General features: G+C 64.1%; 17 protein-coding genes. 4 read left to right on the top strand and 13 right to left on the bottom strand.

Features of this window, described 5'->3' with window-relative positions; translation table 11 throughout:
• Window positions 1–35: 35 nt before the first annotated feature.
• The 6 genes from CVN68_RS22775 to CVN68_RS22745 all read right to left on the bottom strand — a co-directional run bounded on the left by CVN68_RS22775 (window position 36) and on the right by CVN68_RS22745 (window position 3,306).
• Entirely contained in the window at window positions 36–533 is a 498-nt protein-coding gene (locus CVN68_RS22775; protein ID WP_100284719.1) for a DUF736 domain-containing protein, read from the bottom strand.
• Window positions 534–700: 167 nt separating this feature from the next.
• Window positions 701–1,021: a DUF7673 family protein gene (locus CVN68_RS22770; protein WP_100284718.1), complete on the bottom strand. Its 321-nt coding sequence runs from the start codon at window positions 1,019–1,021 to the stop codon at window positions 701–703.
• An 88-nt stretch (window positions 1,022–1,109) separates the two neighbouring features.
• The gene (locus tag CVN68_RS22765; protein ID WP_100284717.1) at window positions 1,110–1,583 is read right to left on the bottom strand and encodes a hypothetical protein; all 474 of its coding nucleotides are present in this window, start codon (window positions 1,581–1,583) and stop codon (window positions 1,110–1,112) included.
• 127 nt (window positions 1,584–1,710) lie between these two features.
• Window positions 1,711–2,040 carry a hypothetical protein gene (locus tag CVN68_RS22760; RefSeq protein ID WP_100284716.1) on the bottom strand — a complete coding sequence of 110 codons (330 nt, stop codon included), beginning with the start codon at window positions 2,038–2,040 and terminating at the stop codon, window positions 1,711–1,713.
• 218 nt (window positions 2,041–2,258) lie between these two features.
• Entirely contained in the window at window positions 2,259–2,609 is a 351-nt protein-coding gene (locus tag CVN68_RS22750; protein WP_100284715.1) for a DUF3768 domain-containing protein, read from the bottom strand.
• 52 nt (window positions 2,610–2,661) lie between these two features.
• Entirely contained in the window at window positions 2,662–3,306 is a 645-nt protein-coding gene (locus CVN68_RS22745) for a hypothetical protein (protein WP_100284714.1), read from the bottom strand.
• Window positions 3,307–3,420: 114 nt separating this feature from the next.
• On the opposite strand from CVN68_RS22745, the gene alkB reads away from it, so the two are divergent.
• Window positions 3,421–4,059 (top strand): DNA oxidative demethylase AlkB, encoded by a 639-nt coding sequence (gene alkB, locus CVN68_RS22740; RefSeq protein WP_100284713.1) that lies wholly within the window; start codon window positions 3,421–3,423, stop codon window positions 4,057–4,059.
• 161 nt (window positions 4,060–4,220) lie between these two features.
• Window positions 4,221–4,709 (top strand): hypothetical protein, encoded by a 489-nt coding sequence (locus CVN68_RS22735; RefSeq protein WP_100284712.1) that lies wholly within the window; start codon window positions 4,221–4,223, stop codon window positions 4,707–4,709.
• Between the two features lie 2 nt (window positions 4,710–4,711).
• Here the strand turns inward: CVN68_RS22735 and CVN68_RS22730 are convergent, their stop codons facing one another.
• The 5 genes from CVN68_RS22730 to CVN68_RS22710 all read right to left on the bottom strand — a co-directional run bounded on the left by CVN68_RS22730 (window position 4,712) and on the right by CVN68_RS22710 (window position 9,328).
• Complete coding sequence (locus CVN68_RS22730) at window positions 4,712–5,233, bottom strand: thermonuclease family protein (protein ID WP_100284711.1); 522 nt, start codon at window positions 5,231–5,233, stop codon at window positions 4,712–4,714.
• A complete protein-coding gene (locus CVN68_RS22725) occupies window positions 5,230–5,430 on the bottom strand; it encodes a hypothetical protein (protein WP_100284710.1) in 201 nt (66 codons plus the stop codon). Before CVN68_RS22725 ends, CVN68_RS22730 begins: the two co-directional genes overlap by 4 nt.
• Before the next feature lie 42 nt (window positions 5,431–5,472).
• The gene (locus CVN68_RS22720) at window positions 5,473–6,081 is read right to left on the bottom strand and encodes a DUF6927 domain-containing protein (RefSeq protein WP_100284709.1); all 609 of its coding nucleotides are present in this window, start codon (window positions 6,079–6,081) and stop codon (window positions 5,473–5,475) included.
• 33 nt (window positions 6,082–6,114) lie between these two features.
• Entirely contained in the window at window positions 6,115–7,065 is a 951-nt protein-coding gene (locus CVN68_RS22715; protein ID WP_100284708.1) for an ArdC family protein, read from the bottom strand.
• 121 nt (window positions 7,066–7,186) lie between these two features.
• Window positions 7,187–9,328 (bottom strand): ParB/RepB/Spo0J family partition protein, encoded by a 2,142-nt coding sequence (locus CVN68_RS22710; RefSeq protein ID WP_233503749.1) that lies wholly within the window; start codon window positions 9,326–9,328, stop codon window positions 7,187–7,189.
• 204 nt (window positions 9,329–9,532) lie between these two features.
• On the opposite strand from CVN68_RS22710, the gene CVN68_RS22705 reads away from it, so the two are divergent.
• The gene (locus CVN68_RS22705) at window positions 9,533–10,225 is read left to right on the top strand and encodes a hypothetical protein (protein ID WP_100284707.1); all 693 of its coding nucleotides are present in this window, start codon (window positions 9,533–9,535) and stop codon (window positions 10,223–10,225) included.
• 22 nt (window positions 10,226–10,247) lie between these two features.
• Here the strand turns inward: CVN68_RS22705 and CVN68_RS22700 are convergent, their stop codons facing one another.
• Both CVN68_RS22700 and CVN68_RS22695 read right to left on the bottom strand, forming a co-directional pair.
• Complete coding sequence (locus CVN68_RS22700) at window positions 10,248–14,471, bottom strand: strawberry notch-like NTP hydrolase domain-containing protein (RefSeq protein WP_100284706.1); 4,224 nt, start codon at window positions 14,469–14,471, stop codon at window positions 10,248–10,250.
• A 79-nt stretch (window positions 14,472–14,550) separates the two neighbouring features.
• Window positions 14,551–15,405, bottom strand: a complete 855-nt coding sequence (locus tag CVN68_RS22695) for a DUF7146 domain-containing protein (protein WP_100284705.1) — start codon at window positions 15,403–15,405, stop codon at window positions 14,551–14,553.
• Window positions 15,406–15,990: 585 nt separating this feature from the next.
• Between CVN68_RS22695 and CVN68_RS22690 the strand changes: the two genes are divergently transcribed.
• Window positions 15,991–17,145: a replication initiation protein gene (locus CVN68_RS22690; protein WP_199560340.1), complete on the top strand. Its 1,155-nt coding sequence runs from the start codon at window positions 15,991–15,993 to the stop codon at window positions 17,143–17,145.
• The last annotated feature ends 65 nt before the right edge of the window (window positions 17,146–17,210 follow it).

The following is a 17,210-nucleotide window of genomic DNA, read 5'->3' as shown; positions in this document are numbered from 1 at the left end:
CGAAGCAGGCCCTGAACGACGATGGTACGTGCAGATCAGTCGGCCATTTCCGGCGTGCGGCGGCGGCGGCCGCCCGCGGGTGCGCCACCGAACCCGCCCTCGGCCGAGGATTCACCCAGGCCATCGGTGCCGACAGGCGGAGCGGCTTCGTCCGCTCCAGGCAGGGGCGGCAGACCGTCGTCGGCGCTCACGGTATCAGTCGGCGCATCGCGACGGCGGTTCGGGCGCGACCAGACGATGTTGTAGGAGCCGTCCTCCTGGCGGAACGCCGAGATGTAGAGCGGCTTGTCGAGGCTCGGATCCTCGATTTTGCCGTTCAGGAACGTCTCGCCGCTCGAGTTCGACGACAGTTCGAACAGCGCGCCGACCTGCACCCACTGACGGGCAGCGGAAAGCGCGAGGATCTCGAACTTGGGTGCGCGCGGGTTGACGGACTGCACGGTGCGCAGCGCAATGACGATCGCGACCGTCAGCGTCGAGATCTTGCCGGTGTAGGTGCCGCTGGCGTTCTGCTGGATGGTGCCGATGTTCATGGGAAGTCTCCTGAGATTGTCTGCTCGAACCCCTTGTCCGAACACACTCTCTCATCCTCCTCAGCTCCTCGGCCGTTCGGCCGAGTAAGGCGCGCCAGCGCCGCTCCGACGTCCGCCTCTTCGGCGGCGTCGGGATGTCCAGGGACGCCCGGAGACGTCGGGGGCGGTCAGTTCGCCGGCGGCGTGGCCGGCTTGCGCCAAAGCGCGATGATGTCCTGCATCTCCTCGGCGAAACCGAGGCTGTCGATATAGACCGCGCCCCGGTCGTTCTGTCCGAGAAAGCCGATGACGGTGGTGATGTCGTTGGCGATCGCGACGTCGAGGCCGAAGAGGTCGGCGATCTCGAAGTGGCCGAGGTCCGGGCCGTTCCACCAGGCCATGAGGAAGTTTGCGACGCGGCGCGCCTGACCCGTGTCGCTCATTGCGATCGGGATCAAGCGAGTCAGCGCCGCGCGTGCCGCGTCATAGTCGGTAGGAATCAAGGGCATCGTCGGTCTCCGAGCGGCAAAACTATAGGTCTGCCGGACAGGTGCAACGGCGAAGTGCGGATCAGGGCCGGCAGGGGCGCCGGCATGGCTATCCCACATGTTCCACACCTTCCGGATGCGAGACGTCAACGACGAGGGGCGGCACTGTGAAGTTTGCAGCGGCAAAGTGCGCCAGCACAGCCTCGATGGGCCCGAGGCGTTCGATCGTCTCAAGGTCAATCATCGCAACGTCGTCCTCGGAGACGGCATAGGACTTGGGTGCACCTGCGCCTGTGAAAACGACGCGCTCGGGTCCCCATTGTCCCGAATAGCTGCCGCACCAGCGTACGAACGGGAGATCATGCGCCACGCACCAGGCCTCAAGCTCGTCGAACTGGCCGCCGGCGACCTCATGGGCGAAGAGATTGAGCGCTTCGCCCGGTACGAGATGATCAGGCGCAAAGGGTTCGCCATCCCATTCGACCGAAAGCCCCTCGGCGGAAATCACTTCGCACAAAGCTTCGAAATCCGACGCGCTGAGCGTGCCGCCGAGGATGATGGAAGCTGACACACGGTCTGCCATGGTTGGCTCCTTGCTGGATGGCGCCGATGGCGCGCGCCGTTGGGCGCCGCGGGGGACGGCGACGCGGGTGGTCAAAAGATTGAGCGACCTGGACCGCGCTCGGGGCGCGATCGGCTGACGGAGGCGGCTAGTGGATCGAGCCGAAGAGCGAGCGCTTGGCCGCGACCTGCTGAAGACCGTCCTTGATACCGACCGTCTCGCGCATGTCGGCGGTCAGCTCCTCGGCAAGATTGGCGGGAACATCGACAAAGGGGGCAACGACGGCCAGCGCGGCGTCGCCGGTCGGCAGCTCTCCGGGTTCCGTACCGATCCAGATGAGAGCTTCCCCCTCGTCGGGTTCATCCTCGGTCCGGATGAAGACCTGCGCGAAGAAGGTTTGGAGCGGGCGATCCCAGCCGACAGTCGCTCGAACGACCTCGGGCTTGTCGGCCTTGGGCTGAAGGTCATGCCGGCTCATTGGGTCGTCCTCCGGATCCTGTGTTGAACATGACGTGCAGCGCCCTCGGCACTGCTGATGGCCTTCCCGGCAGCCGAGGCCGCCTGCCGCGCACCCGCCTGCCGAAGGAGGGTACGGGCTTCGCGCAAGCGCTCAACCGCAATTGCAATGGCCTGACCGTGCTCGGGTCCGGCCGGGGTGATCCGCCGCATGGCTTTTCTCCGGATGGTGAGTGGGATTCAGTCATCGCTCGGGAGCATGATCGTCATGACGCGCGTCGTGACGAGCGGGTCGGCGGGGTCCTCGGAACCCCATTCGAGCGAGCGATCGTAATAGTCGATCGTGAAGCGGACGGTGTGGCCGGCAATGACGAGCTCGCCGCGGGCCCGTTCGCCCCCGTCCTCGGGATTGAAGACGTAGCCCCGGATGGCAGCGAGCACCTTGGCCTGGGCCAGCGCCTCGCTCGCCCGCCGGTCGTCACCTGCTAGCGTGGCAAGGCAGGTGGCCGTCATGACGATGCGGGCGTTTCGATCGAGACCAAGCCGGACCCGGTCATTGAGCCGTGCGATGCGAGAGATGTCGTCGGTCATGCTGCCTCCATCAGGCCGGCGTCGAGAAGTCATCGAGCATCCCTTCGATCGATCAGGCGAAGAGGCGGCGCGATTGGCCGGCGGGCTCGGTCAGGCGCAGTTCGCCGCGCAGGCGCGCAGCGAACCGGTCGGGCGCGAGCAGCTCGTTGACCGACGCCCAGCGATTGCGGTCACCCACATGATCATCTCGGCCTCGGACCTGACGGAAGGCCACCTCACGGCCCGGGCCGAAGACGTCGAGGGAAAGCCGAACCCAGACCTCCTCGCCGTGCAGCGTGATCTCGCCAGAAACGGCCGGGCCGCCCCTATTGGAGCGGATATCGTAACTGCCTTCGTCCAGCTCCAGGGCCTCGGCGAGCTGGCGCATCGCGGTGCGCGCCTCGGTGTGGAACACACGCTTCGCTGCCTCGTCATAGCTGACGCCGCGATAGGCGAGATTCCGCAACATCGGGTGGCGGCGGATCTCTGCAATCTGGTCCATACAGGCCCGGCGGAGCGCCATGCCGTCGGCCGCGCCGTCGCAGACGGAGCCGAGGTGGCGGGCCAGAAGGATCACCGCGGGGTCCGTTTCGCTATCCTTGCCTGCATTCCGGCAGTCGGTGATCGCGGCACGGATTGCGTGAAGCGTGGCGGCGATCGTCGTGAGGGCGCTAGGATCGAGCGCCTGCTGGTGGCGCATGGCGACGTCAAAGTGCATGGTGTGGGCCTCCGGTCTCGAGCGCAAATCCGCTCGTCCGGCCCCCCTCCCCCTCGCCTCTTTCCGACGCAGTCGGGGAGACGATCGCTTCGTGTTGGAATAGACGTCGCGCTAATGGACCAACTGTTCGCCTTTGATCGCCGCGCGTTGGATCTCGATTCCGGCGCCGTGCTGCTCGAGGGATATGCGCTTTCGATGGCCGAGGATTTGCTCGGTGCGGTGGCGACGATCGCGGAGACCGCGCCGTTCCGTCATCTGGAGACGCCCGGCGGCCGCCGCATGTCCGTAGCGATGACAAACACGGGGCGGCTGGGTTGGGTCTCGGACAGGCGCGGCTATCGATACGACGAAATCGATCCGCTCAGCGACCGTCCCTGGCCGGCAATGCCTTCGGCCTTTGCCGCCCTTGCACGAAGTGCGGCGGCCGCAGCGGGTTTTGAGGGGTTCGCGCCCGAGGCGTGTCTGGTGAACAGATACGAGCCCGGCGCGAAGCTGTCGCTCCACCAGGACCGCGACGAGCGGAACCTCGATCAGCCGATCGTCTCGGTGTCGCTCGGGGTCGAGGCGACCTTCCTGTGGGGCGGGGCCACGCGCGCGGATCGGGCGCGCAGGATCCGGCTTCGACACGGCGATGTGGTCGTATGGGGCGGCCCTGCCCGTCTCACCTTCCATGGCGTCGATGCGCTTGCGCGCAGCGAGCATCCGCTCACCGGCGCGCTGCGGTATAACCTGACGTTCCGCAGGGCTTCCTGAGCAGCAAAGGCAGAACTCTGCCGTTCCGCCCTTGAGAGTGGGGCGCGATGCCCCGCCAGCTGGGGCGGCGAGACGGACGTGCGTGCCGAGTCAGCACTCCAGCGCACTGCGGTTGACGGTCGCACGCGTTCACGTTACGTTCCGCGCGCTGGAGATGTGCGATGAAGAAGACTGTGTTCCACGATAGATTTGATCTCGACGTCACGCTGCGCGACGCGGCCTTGGATGCCGACAATCGGCCCACCCGACGCATGATCGCGAATGCGGCGATCGGCATGGATGTCGAAGACGCCTATTACTCGGTGCGCGAACTGCGCGAAGCGATCGCATGGACGCATGAAGGCGACGTGGCCGCCAAGCGGAAGCTCGCCGAGATCCTCGCCAATGATGGTGCGGATGACTTCCAGCGATGCATCTATTTCTGCCTCGCAGGTCGCGGCGTCGTCGACATGCTCGATGATCTTGAATGGCTGGAGGATTTGCTCGAGCGGCGTGGGCGCGTCGCCGGCGAAGTGCGACGGATGAAGGCGCGGCCTATGCCGCTGACGAACCCCTATGTGGCAGACGCCCCCGACGGGCCACTGGTCAGGCTCGATGGCAACTTCGAGCAGGGCCCGTCCTGGTGGGCGGATCCCTCGCTCAGCGCGTAAAGTTAGTTGGCCGGCGGGCGTTCGCACTGAAGGCGTTCGCCACGGCGCCATTTCGATGGCTCGATCCAGCGACCCGCAAGCGCGCCTGTCTTTCTGGCCTTTGCCTGGGCGAACGCCGCCTCATAGCGAGCAGCCCGACCAGGATCGCCGCGGAGATATTGGGCTTCCGGAACAGCGAGACCGGCGCTGATCAGGCGCTCGCCAAGATCATGACCGTCGATCGTGACAGTCGCAACGGGGCGCCCGTAGGTGCTGGAGCTTGTAAGTTTGATCTTCGCCGTCTTGGAGCGCAGCAGTTTGGCCGGAAGATCCTGCGCAGCCTTGCCGCAAGACCAGCAGCCGTCGCGACGTTCGCACATCTGTCGGCGCTCAAAGGCGTCGACGCCCAGAAGGCGGAAGTCGACCGCGACGGTATCGCCGTCAAGCGCCCTCGCCCGTGCGTCGAAGGTACCATCGTTCGCGACCTGAGAAGACGCGCTGCAGGACATGGCTGCGAGAGCCGCCAGGAGCATGAGGCGCATCAGGAGACGATCTCCACCTCGACATGCGCGTCCCGCGCAGGCGACCGTGAGACATAGAAGGGCTGCAGGGGATTGTCCGTCCGCACGATGCTGACCCGCCCCGGCCGCGCGTCGAATAATCTGGACGCGACACGGTGGGCGTTCTCACGGCTGCAGAGCAGGTGGCGTTTGGGCGACAGATTGGCTGCTGGTGCAGGCATGACAGTTCCTCTTCGTCGCAATCATGAGCGGGTCGAACCGGCTCAGGCAAATATTGTCTTGTGGACCTTCGTGACCGGCACGATTGCCCAGTCGCGATCCATGAACCGGCTGATCGCATAGCCAAGCCGGGTCTCGGGATCGCGAAAGCTGAGCCGTCGGCCACGTTTCATGACGATGAACTCGTCGCCGACATGGCCATCGGAGAAGGTGAGGGCAGTAGCAAGCTTGACGCGATCGCCATCGTCGATCTTGCGGCTGCGTCTTGCCAGATTGGCCCGACATCTACGGCGCCAGTCCAGCGCGTGCTCCTTGTCGGTGGGCGTCAGGAGGTCGAGGATATGGGCGGGGCAGCTGTCCTCACAGGGGCCCATGGACTCGTCCATATCCTTGTAGCCGAAATGTTCGCCGGTCTTGCTCTTCGGGTTCCACAGCACCTTGCAGACGATGGCAAACACCTCCTTGCCGACCCCGTCCTCCATGACCTGGGCAGCGGCATAATAGGTTCGGTTCTGCGGACATGACGAGGCGAGCAGCCTCAGGCCGCGAACGGCCCCATCGACGTCGCGGGTGTAGGTGAACTGCGCATCGAGATAAGCCTTGGCGGTCGCGTGGCCGCCCATGTGATAACGCGACATTGTGAGCCAGCCCATGGCAGGTCTCCTGAAATTGGGAATTGGCGCGGGTTAGGCGGCTTCGGCGAGCGGCTCTTCGGCCTCGGGGATTGCGGCCGCCTGGGACGCGATTGGTTCGGCCTCGAACGACAGCAGGTAGTTGAAAGCCTGCTCGGCCTTGGAGGCGGCATGGATGATCGCCGTCTTGTCGCCCCGCAGGATGCCGAGCCAATGGCCGACATAGCTGGCGTGGCTGTCGTGGAGCTCGTTGGGGAGACCGAGATGCGCGCAGACGAGGCCGCTGCCGATCTCAGCCACCAGTTCCTCAAAGCTATAGGCTTTGTCGCCGAAGCGCTTGCCGAAGGTGCGCGCAAGCCGCTTGGTCCCGCCGGTCCAGTGGGTGGTCTCGTGCGCGCGGACCGAGGCGTAATGATCCATAGTCCGGAACGTCCGCTGGTGCGGCATCTGGATGTAATCGAGCGTGGGCGCGAAGAACGCCTGATCGCCACCATGGCGGACTTCGGCGGGGATGGCGTCGAAGAATCGATCGATCTCTGCCTGATGCGCCGACGGGTCGATCGGCGCGGGCTCCTCGAAGGGCGGATAGTAATGCGCGGGCAGGCCATCCACCTGGTCGGCGTTGAACACGATGTAATGGCGCAGGAAACGGATGCTCCGCTCCTTTTCGGCGCCGGTGACGGGGTTAGCCTCGGTCTTCCTGAAGCTCGAATAATAGACGGAGAGCGAACCCGATTCGCCGCGGCGGACATGCCCTCCAAGTGCCTCGGCCTGGCGAAAGGTCATCCAGTATCGCGAGCGGTAACCCTGCGCGTCGCCGATGGCCCACAGGTAGAAGGTATTAATGCCGGTGTACGGGGTGCCGCAGTGGCGCAGCGGACGTCCACCGCTCCCCTGGACGCGCCAAGGACGGCTCCATGGCGGAACGCCGTCTTCGAGCTTCTTGATGATGAGATTGGTGATCTCGGCCGCGACGTCGCGGCTCGGCCTCGATTTCGGGGACATTGCGATCAGCTCCAGAGCTAAGAGCAAAAAGCCCGCCGATGGCGAGCCGGCGGCGGGCAGTTGCCAGGAGAGAAGTGAGCCAGCGACGGGGACCGGCAGTACCGATCCCCGAAAGTGTCTGTCAGGCAGCAGCCCGCGCGAGCGCCACGTCTTCGGCCTCGGGGGTGTCGACACCGTCCTCCGACAGCGGCGGGTCCAGTTCAGCGGAGTCGTCGTTCGCGGTGATCGCCTGTCCATCCTCCTCACCGGTATCGCCCTCGACCGCTTCGGTGATGTCACCGACAGGCTGGCCGTCGAGGAACCGCATCGCGTTCGGGACCCAGGCGAGCGCAGCTTCCTTGACCTCGGGTTCGACGATCGTGTCGCCTGCGAAGAGCTTCTGGCAGCTCGCCGAAATCTCGGTCTTCTTGAGCGAAGCGTGCCGGCCGCTGAGCGCGGGACCGCCGACCTCGTCGAGCAGGCTGAGAATGCTGCCCTTGTTCACCCGGTCGAAGAAATTCTCCGACGTCGGGCGCCACCAGCTGGCGACGTCGACCTCGAGGATCGAGGCCAGTCGATTGTGGAGAGGGATCTGCTCGTTGCTGATGCCCGGCTTCGCCTCGAGCGAAATCGCGACGATGTAGGCGAGCCAATTCGCCTTGCTGTCATCGTCGAGAGCCCGGAACCCCTCGAAGCGATCGACTTCGTCCTCATGCTCGGTCCAGCCGGCATCGAGGCCCTCATAGGCTTCTGCCAGATAGTCGCGCGCACGTGAGGTCGGGATGTCGCCGACGTTTGGATCCTGCGGGCCACTTGCGCGGATCGTCGAGCCATACTTGGTCGAATTGTAGCTATAGCGGCTCGCCGTCTTCGTGCGCGCATCCACCATCACGAACAACGCATAGTCGAGCGCAAGCGCGGGATGGGCGAGGATGCAGGCCGCGAGAATGTCACGGCGCTGCATCGCGAGTTCATCGTAGAGACGGGAACTAAGCGGCTTGCCCCCAGGAGCAACAGCCTCAGGCCGATAGGTCGGCTCGGGCGTCTTGGGACCGCCGACCCGGAACCCACCGGATGAACGCTCGGCGTCGTCGCCATCTTCATCGTCCCCGTCGCCGGGCTGCTCGATGATGATCTGCTGCTCGCTGTAATATTGCGTGTCGAGCACCATCTCGCCCTGCGGCGTCAGGAGCAGGAACGCACCCACGTGCGCCTTGAGCTCGTCGGGCAGCACGGGCGCGCGGTTCTCGATCGCCTCGGCCTCGTGGATGAGGCGATCGTCTTCCTGGTCGAGCAGCTTGAAGTCGTCGTCGGATACGGACTCGTCCTGCATCTCGGTTTCGAGTTCGGAACGCCGTTCTTCGATCTCGGCCAGGCGCTGGATCTGCTCTTCGGTCAGGTCCGGCTGACGCAGGATGGCACGGTAGAGACCGTGCGCAGCGTTGTGCGCATAGTTACTGGCGATGGGCCGGATCCACGCGAGGCCGGTCTCCTCACCGACGCGCTTGGCCTCGGCTTCCATGACCTCACCGGCCAGCCGATGCGCGATCTCAGGATTGACCCAGCGGTCGTTGCCGTCGGTGAACAGGTCGCCATCGATCTTCCCGCCGGCCGCCACATAGCGGGTCTCTCCAACGAGGATGGCGATCGGGTCATTCGCCTTCAGGGTCTCATTAGCTATGACACGGCGGATCGTGTCGGCGTTGACGTAGCTATTCTGGTAGTTGTTCCAGACCAAGAGCTGCTTCTCCTGGCTCTCCGTCGACGCGTATGCTTTGGCGACATCGAGGGTGATCTCGCCGGCGCTCAGCGCCTCGAAGATTGGCTCGGCGAGCGAAGCGAGGCGGAGGCGCCCCTCAACGAATCGCCGCGTGACGCCGAAGCGTTTCGCCACGGCATCCTTGTCGCCGCTCGTGCCGATGAAATGCTGGAACGCGCGACATTCCTCGGCCGGCGTCATCTTGAGTTGCTGGAAGTTGGTCGCGGTGGAGGTTTCCGAGAGCGTCGCCTCGTCGGCCTGCAGCACCATCACGGGCACATCATAATCGTCGGCCTTGATCGTGCCGGCATCCGCGAGACGCTGCAGCGCGCGCAGACGTCGACCGCCGTCGAATACCTCGAAGGTACCACGCGGCTTCTTGGCCGGTGTGACGAGCAGGTTCTGGAGAACGCCGCGCGCCTCTATATCGGCTGCCATCTGCGGAATCTGCAGTTTCTCTTCGGGGAGCCGACGAACGTTGATGGGAGAGAGCCGGAGCTTGCTTAGCTTGATGGTCTGGATCACTGGGGTAACTCCTTCTGGCGTCCGGCACATTCCGGACACCATCCCCGCTCCCCCTCATCTCTCTCCTATGGGCGGCCCTCGGTCGGGCCTTGCGGGACGAGGTCGGTCTGACGCGGCTCGCACGCCCCTGCTCGCGCAAAGAGACATCCGTTATCTTCCGTCCCGAGTGATAACCCGTGCAAGGTCGGACCGAAGCGAGATGACATGACCAAGACGAGCAGGCCCGACATTCCGAAACGTCTCGCTGCCCGTATCCGGGCCGCGCAGGAAAATGTTCGCCAGAAGCGGATTTCGATCGTCTACAGCGAGAAAAATTATGAGCAGAGCAGCGCGCGGGTCGCGGACTTCGAGGCCGATCCTGACGCCTTCTCGGCCCGCTACTACGGCCGCCATGACCGTGACAGCTATCCGGTCGTGACCAACATTTCCACCAACCGGGAACGGAATGCCCGTCACGAGCGGCGACGGGACGAACGTATCGTAGAGCTTGCGGAGCTCGAGGCGAGGCTCATGCGCGTCGAAGCGGAGGTGCTCGTTGAGGTGACGCGCCTGCGACCGACCCAAGGGCGAGTCCCCTGGCCCCGCAAGCTCCTGGCGATGAAGCAATTCAGAGCCGACCTCGACGCGCAGCTGCGGCGCGAGGACGTGCAATGGCGCACTGAGCGGGCCGCAGACGACGCTCTTTTCGAGAAGCTAATGGCGAAGGAAGAGGCGCGCGCTGCGGCCGAGTCCGCCAGAGAGGGCGAGCGGCTGCCCCGAGATATCGCGGCCATGTCGCCGGCGGAATGTGCGGCGCACCGCGCCTGGGCCGACTATTTCATGACTGGGCTCAAGAGCGGGGAGCTGACGATGAGCGATGTGCTCGACATGCTGAGAAGACAGCGCCCGCCCGGCTGAGCGGATCAAGGGCCAGATTGCACTAGGCGGATTCCTTGAGGAGACGATCAAGCGTTTCGCTCGCTGTGGGGACCGGCAGGAACACGCGCGTCCGGTACTGAATCACCTCGGTGAAGCAGCCGATCGATTTGAGCCAGGCGAGCTGCTGCGAGGGTGCACCGACCAGCTCTATGCGGGGTGTGCCATTCACCAGCGCGCGCCTGATCGTCATCGGGAACGGCCGCGACAGATCGACGGCCCGACCCGAGAAGGCCGACTTGACGATGTCCTGCGGCGGCAAGTTCTCGGCGCGGTCGATGCCGAGATTGGTGAAGAGCTGGACGACATGGTCGTCAAAGACGAGGCGCCCGAGCCAGCTGTTGCCCGCTTTGTCGGCGATGCGGTTCACGACCAGATGGTCGCTTGGCAGTGCGGACCAGATTGGGAGCAGAAGGCCGGAGGCGAGACGGATGGTCTCGGTATCGACCTTGTTCGCCGCGTAGTCGGCTTCTTCGCGCCATTTGGCGGAAAAGGCCTGCCGGTCGATCGGGGTCCACGCGCTTTCGAACAATTCGTGCTCCCGCATATATTCGCGCCTGGTCGGCCGCATCAGTTCGACCCGCGGGATCGGTGTCCCCTCCTTCTCTTCCATGAGCGCCCGTGCCCGGGTCTGGAGCGCCACTTTGCCGGACTTGGTGTTGGTCAGGAATTCCGTGGTGGCGTCGGCGTCGGCGATATGGAGGATCCGCTCCAGCGAGACCGGCACGCGCCGATGCTCGATCTCGATCGTCAGCAGGTGCGAGGTGGCGCCGCTGTTGGGATCGGTGCGCAGGAGCGTGTCTTCGATGAGGGTCGCCTTGTCGACCAGGATGGTCTCGACGCCGACATCGAGCCGCCCGGCTTCGCGCGCTGCAGAGACGCGCGTTTCGACGAGCGAGAGAAATTCGTCGAAGATCTTGTTCTGAAGTCCGATCGGCAGCGCGAGAATGCGGTTCAGCCACCGCTGGATGGGCGGAAGCTCGTCCTTCATGACGCCATCCTTGTCACAAAGCTCAAGGCCGGTACGCTGTTCAAAGTTCGCGTGGCTGACGCTGGTCAGCTTTCCGCCGACGAGCAGGTGGAACCAGCTCACGAGCGCGGCGCAGGCATATTCGCTTTCGAGATTATCGGCGGGATCGAACAGGTTCTGGCCGCCGGTCTGGCGCTGCCCGCGCGTAAGAGCGCCAAGACTGTCGAGCCGGCGAGCAATGGTGCTGGTGAAGCGGAGCTCACCTTTGCAGTTCGTGGTCACCGGCCGGAACAACGGCGTGCTGGCCTGATGCGTGCGATGCGTTCGGCCGAGCCCCTGTATCGCGCGATCGGCGCGCCAGCCCGGTTCGAGCAGCAAGTGAACGCGCTGCTCCTGGTTCGCGACATCCCGCGATGCATGGTAGGATCGGCCGGTGCCACCGGCATCCGAAAAGACGAGCATGCGCTTGCGTCCTTCCATGAAGGCAGCGGCCTCGGCCTGGCTTGTCCTTGTCGAGCGCGTCTCGAGCTTTTGCCGGCCATCGCCGCCCGAGATCAGCCGCTTCGTGCGGCCCGTCACTTCGGCAACGCGGTCGTGTCCAAAATGCTCGAGCAGGCCGTCGAGCGCCGACATGATGGGGGGCAAGGCACACAGTTGCTCGATCATCAGGTCGCGCGCCGCTTCGGCCTCGGGATTGTAGACCGGGTTTCCGGCTTCGTCCTCCATGGGAACGGACCGTGGCGTGCCCGTGTCGTCGGTGAACACGCGCATCTGCCGGGTCGGGAAGGCGCGTTCGAGGTAATCAATGACGTATTCGCGGGGCGAGAGGTCGATTTCGAGCTCCGCCCGTTCGTCTGGGCTGAGCGCCCCGAGCCGGCGGTCGAGGATCGACTCGGCCGTCGTGACGAGTTGCATCACCACGGATTGCCCACTCTCGAGATGACGCTGCGCGGCCGCGATCACCGTCGGTAGCTTCATCGACAGGAGAACCTGGCCGAAGAAGCGCTGCTTGGTCGACTCGAACCGCGATCGTGCCGCGGCTTTGGCGCCGCTGTTGAGAGTCGCATTCTCCAAGCCGTCGATCACCGCGGTCAGCTCGAGCGCCTTCTCCATGTTCTGATGGATGATCGACCAGGCCTCGGCATAGGTGTCGTAGATTTCGATCTGGGCGGGCGTCAGCTCGTGCTGGAGAATGTCGTACTCGACGCCGGCGAAGCTGAGCGCGCGCGCCACGTACAGACCGGTTGCCTTCAGATCACGCGCGACCAGTTCCATGGCCGCGATCCCGCCCTTGCGGATGCTGCTGATGAACTGCTCGCGATCGGCAAAGGCTGTTTCCGGACCCCAGAGGCCAAGTCGCACCGCGTAAGCAAGATTGTTGATGTCCGAAGCGCCGGTGGCGGATGCGTAGAGCACGCGCGCGCCCGGCAGATAGTTCTGAAGCAGAACGCCGCAGATGCCCTGCTGCGAGCCCTCTTTCGCACCGAGAGCCCCCTCCCCGCCCGCCACTCCGCCCATCTCATGGGCTTCGTCAAAGGCGATGACGCCGTCGAAATCGGCTCCCGCCCAGTCGGTGACCTGCTTGAGCCTGCTATGGTCGCCGCGCAGAGAGCGCAGGGTTGGATAGGTGACGAGCAGGACGCCCTGATCGAGCTTTATGGGCTCGTCGATCTTCCAATTCGAGATAGGCTGGATGTCGCCGTTAAGGCCACCGAGCGCGGTCCAGTCGCGACGGGCGTCTTCGAGCAGCGGTGCATTTTTGGTCACCCAGATGTTGCGGCGACGGCCCTGCAACCAGTTGTCGAGTATGCAGGCCGCAATCTGGCGGCCTTTGCCGGCACCGGTCCCGTCGCCGAGGAAGAAACCCTTGCGATACATATCGCCATGTTCGGCCAGCGTGAGGCCAACGCCCTCCTTATTGGGCTTGAAGCGGCCGGGGATGCTCTGCGACCAGGCGTGACCTGCGTAAACGACGGTCTCGAGCTGCGATGCGGACAGCAATCGCTCAGCGACCGTCCGTTCAGGCAGCCGCGGCACATAGTTGGGAATCGGTGCCGGGATCGATCCCATCGCAACGGATTCGACCAGCGCAGTCGGGTGCTCGCCCGCTTTGTCGAAGACGATCCGGCTCGGCCGGTACGGCAGGTAGACGCCGGTCTGGTCAAGCAGAGGCGCAGGCGTGTCGAGCTTGGCATAGTCGACGGGCAACACGTCGTTGCGCACCGGCGCATGAGAAGCCCTTGGCGCAGGGCGGCTGCTCTTGATCGCTCGGAACATCGAGACGCCGGTCGCACGCTTCGGGGGAGCGGCGGGGGTGTCGGCGCGCGACGGCGCCCGCTCGGAAATCGTGAGCGCATCGAGCAATTCGGCCACGGATGAACGCTGGATAATCGCTGGGGGCGCCTTGCCGGGCAGCTTGTCGATCACGAATAGTCTGATGGCGATCGAGGTGCCGTGTTTCACATAGCATTTCTCGAGCCGGATCGCGGTTCTCACCGTGACATCCCGCAGCACAGTCTCGTACTGGTCGCGCATTCTTGCGTTTGGTCCGAACCAGTCCGGCATGATCGCGACGATGCGGCCCCCTGGCAGCAGACGGCGGAGCGCAGCCTGCAGATGTCGGACTGCTGCATAGTCATCCGCCCCTCTGCCAAGCGAGCGCGAGAACGGCGGGTTCATCAGTATGAGCGTCGGGCGCTCGGTATTCCCAAGGGAGGAGTTCAGCGTAGCGCCATCATGACCGGTGACGATCGCGGCCGGGAACACGTCGGCGAGCCGGCCGCGGCGCACGGGGTCGAGTTCGTTGAGATGGAGCGATCTGTGCGCGGGAATGTGCGCTACCAGGAGGCCGTTGCCGGCGCTGGGCTCGAGAATGACGTCGTCGGGCTGAACGTTTGCGAGCAGCACGGCGACGGCGGCGATGTCGACAGGCGTCGAGAATTGCTGCCATTCGATCTGATCTTCACTGCGCACCGTTTGCGTCGGCAGCCGGGCGGTGAGTTCGATCATCCGCAAGACGTCGGCAAACGACGAAATCGAAGAGCCCGACGCGCGTATGTGAAGGGAAAGCGCGTGTTCTAGGACTTCGAAACTCTCGCGTTGGGTCCACCGTCCCTCGGCATCTGATCCGCCAAAGGCCGCTACCATGGCTTCATTGAGGTGCCGGCGAGTGAGCGGCGTGTCCGAGGACAGCCGTGTGAGGAGCTGGCGGGCGGCTTGGCGGTCGGCACGATCAGCCGTTTGGAAGAGGTCGGTCATCTGGGATCTCCTGCGTGGCTGCACCCTCGGCAGCATCACACTCTCGATCCCCCTCCCCTCTCGGCCGCCTCGCGGCGCCTTAGGTTCGCTCTGAGTTCACTCGGGCGTCGAGCACCTTGGCCCAGTCCTTGAATTTCGGCGGCGGCGGTGCCCGACGTATTGCGAGGTCAGGCCGTGCATAATGCCGAACCGCCTTGTCCGCGGCGCGCCGCCCCTCGGCGTCATTGTCTTCGGCGATCAGCAGGGTGGTGACGTGCTCGGGGATCACGAGCTGGTCGAGCCGGCGGGCGCCCAGCGAAGCCCAGCAAGGAATGTCGTTCAGTCGAGTAAACGCCTCGGCAGTTTCAAAGCCCTCGCTGATCGCGAGTATTGGGCCCCCTACCCTGCCTCGCCAAGCTCCGGCACCTGGGGACCCGAGCATGACTTTGCGGATATAGCCGGTGCCGTCAGGCTCGAGGAAAATCCGCTGGATCGCCGTGAGTCTCCTGGTTTCCCGGACAGCGATGAGGAGCGCCGGCAGGAATACGGTCTTCGGACGCGGAAGATAGGGGCAGCGCGGATGAAAGCGGACGTCTGGCGGTGACGACAGCAGATTACGACGCGCGAGATAGCGCTCGGCGAGGCTGCCGCCGATTTCGACTGCCTGCTCCCAGATGCGTTCGACATTTGCGGAAAGGCCGGGACGCACGAATGCTGGATAGGTGTACCGTTCCCCTGGTTTGATCCGGCTGATCTCCCGCAACACGTCCTCGCGCGCGCAACCCGCAAAGCATGTGACCAGGATGGACCGGTCTCCTTGGCGAATCGAGAGGCTTGGATTGCTGTCGGCGTGGGCAGGGCAACGGCACATCGCGACATAGCCGCTCCAGGTGCCCCTGAGCGCTCCGACGATGTTGACCAGTTCTTGTGATGGCCGTTTGGCTGTAAGCGGCATGGTTGTACCTCCTGCTTACCAGCCCAGCCCCCCTCCCCTCTCATGTGGTTATGCCGATAACTGACGCTTTCGGACGCCACCGATGCGAGGCGCGAATCGGCTCACTTCTTCCAAAGAATCATATTTAGAAACGCCGCTGCTCGCAGCGGAAGGATTCGTGATTCAAATAGATTCAGATTCGGGCCGAAAAAGCCGCGTGTTATCAGGCGACTAGCCGGGTTTGCCTGACTTGGCGGGGGAGTTTCCCTGACCGCGCGGGGGCCAAACCCTGTCCTAGTGGGGGAAGATACCTGACCCATTGGGGGCTATCCTGACCAGTTGGGGGACGGACGTATCGCCTGCCATTTCAGGCAATTCTGGGTCGATTAAATCGGTCAATCGAACCCCAAGGTCTGTTTTGTGTCGTTCGCGGGTAGCAATCCGCGACTCGCCGCATCTCCTCGTTTTTTCCCTCTCAGGCACGCGAATCTATCCTGACCGCGCGGGGGGTCGAACCAGCGGTCTATCCTGACCTGACTTGACGCAAGAGGTCAGGTCAGGCAGCAAAACAGCTTCTGAAGTCTCAATTTTCGATCGTACTATGGCATGGAATCCGAAGCGGACCAATTAGCTGAAGAAGTCGAACCGGTAGTAGACGAAGTCTCACCTGGTCGAGCCATGCGCGTGGCCGCTGCTTTGCGGGCAAAAGGCGGCGATGAATTCGCCAAACCCGGCAACATCATCGAGGTCAAGTTCGTCAAAGGCGAATCGCTTAGCCTCACGGCGTCTCGTTTGCTTGCCCTGATGATTTTGACCGCTGGGGGTGATGCTTGGGAAGACAAGCCACACCGGATGCGAAAGGCCGACATTCGCCGAGGGCATAAGGGCAACGAGCGCATCACCGACATGTTGGAGGAGCTTCATCGGACTCTGTTTGCCATTGATGACAAATCCTGGCGTGGCAAGAAGGCGACGCTTCGCTTCTCCCTGATTTCGCGTTCGCGCGAGGAGACCGAAGAGGATGGCGGTGAGGCCGGTTGGATCGAATGGGAGTTTACCCCCGACGCCCGCAAGATGATCCAGGCATCCGAAACCTATGCCGTGCTGAACCGGCAGGCGGTGCTCGGCTTCAGGTCCAACTATGCTCTGCGCTTGTACGAGCTTGGGGCTCTACGCCTCCATCGAAGGCAGGCGACATGGCGCGGCGACATGGCAGCGCTCCGCGCGGCGCTGGGGATACCGCCTGAGGTTTACACCGACTTCGCACAGCTGCGCCGCAAGGTCCTCGAGAAGGCGAAGGCAGAGATTGATCAACTCGCCCATTTTCGTGTTGAGTGGCGTGAAATCCGGCAGGGTCGAACGGTTGCCGAGATCGAGTTCCGGTTCGAGCCGAAGACCCCGCCGGAGGTCATCGAGACGGTGGACGAACTCGATCGGCATTCGGGTGGCCGCCGGGAGCGCCGCGAAGGAACGGTCGAGACGATGTCCGTGGGGCAGGGGGCGATCGCAGCAGCGCCCAAGGCCATTGCCAAACTGAAGGCGGAAGAGCCCACTTTCCCGCGCGGTTCAATCCGCTTTGGTCATGATGATCTGTTGGCAATCGGCCGGGCCCATGGCGGCGGATGGGACATCGACATGATCGCTAGCGGCTTTCGCGAGCATATGGGCGAGCGGCTTGAGAAGCTCCGAGGCGTGAAACTCGCGGCCGCCTGGAAAGGGTTTTGCGAGAGTTGGGTCACACGGCGGGGTAGGGCGGTTTAGGTCCAAATTGCACGCGTGCAATTTTCCCTCCCCCACCGAGTCAGGTAAGCGCCAGAGGATCGCGA

Origin of the sequence: Sphingomonas psychrotolerans (assembly GCF_002796605.1) — a bacterium.
Taxonomy (GTDB): Bacteria; Pseudomonadota; Alphaproteobacteria; order Sphingomonadales; family Sphingomonadaceae; genus Sphingomonas; species Sphingomonas psychrotolerans.
The sequence above is the reverse complement of the archived record's forward strand: the minus strand, read 5'-3'. Positions and strand labels throughout refer to the sequence as shown.

Coding starts and splice junctions, on each gene's coding strand:
- CVN68_RS22775 (WP_100284719.1), bottom strand. CDS start 533: ATGAACATCGGCACCATCCAGCAGAACGCCAGCGGCACCTACACCGGC.
- CVN68_RS22770 (WP_100284718.1), bottom strand. CDS start 1,021: ATGCCCTTGATTCCTACCGACTATGACGCGGCACGCGCGGCGCTGACT.
- CVN68_RS22765 (WP_100284717.1), bottom strand. CDS start 1,583: ATGGCAGACCGTGTGTCAGCTTCCATCATCCTCGGCGGCACGCTCAGC.
- CVN68_RS22760 (WP_100284716.1), bottom strand. CDS start 2,040: ATGAGCCGGCATGACCTTCAGCCCAAGGCCGACAAGCCCGAGGTCGTT.
- CVN68_RS22750 (WP_100284715.1), bottom strand. CDS start 2,609: ATGACCGACGACATCTCTCGCATCGCACGGCTCAATGACCGGGTCCGG.
- CVN68_RS22745 (WP_100284714.1), bottom strand. CDS start 3,306: ATGCACTTTGACGTCGCCATGCGCCACCAGCAGGCGCTCGATCCTAGC.
- alkB (WP_100284713.1), top strand. CDS start 3,421: ATGGACCAACTGTTCGCCTTTGATCGCCGCGCGTTGGATCTCGATTCC.
- CVN68_RS22735 (WP_100284712.1), top strand. CDS start 4,221: ATGAAGAAGACTGTGTTCCACGATAGATTTGATCTCGACGTCACGCTG.
- CVN68_RS22725 (WP_100284710.1), bottom strand. CDS start 5,430: ATGCCTGCACCAGCAGCCAATCTGTCGCCCAAACGCCACCTGCTCTGC.
- CVN68_RS22720 (WP_100284709.1), bottom strand. CDS start 6,081: ATGGGCTGGCTCACAATGTCGCGTTATCACATGGGCGGCCACGCGACC.
- CVN68_RS22715 (WP_100284708.1), bottom strand. CDS start 7,065: ATGTCCCCGAAATCGAGGCCGAGCCGCGACGTCGCGGCCGAGATCACC.
- CVN68_RS22705 (WP_100284707.1), top strand. CDS start 9,533: ATGACCAAGACGAGCAGGCCCGACATTCCGAAACGTCTCGCTGCCCGT.
- CVN68_RS22700 (WP_100284706.1), bottom strand. CDS start 14,471: ATGACCGACCTCTTCCAAACGGCTGATCGTGCCGACCGCCAAGCCGCC.
- CVN68_RS22695 (WP_100284705.1), bottom strand. CDS start 15,405: ATGCCGCTTACAGCCAAACGGCCATCACAAGAACTGGTCAACATCGTC.
- CVN68_RS22690 (WP_199560340.1), top strand. CDS start 15,991: ATGGAATCCGAAGCGGACCAATTAGCTGAAGAAGTCGAACCGGTAGTA.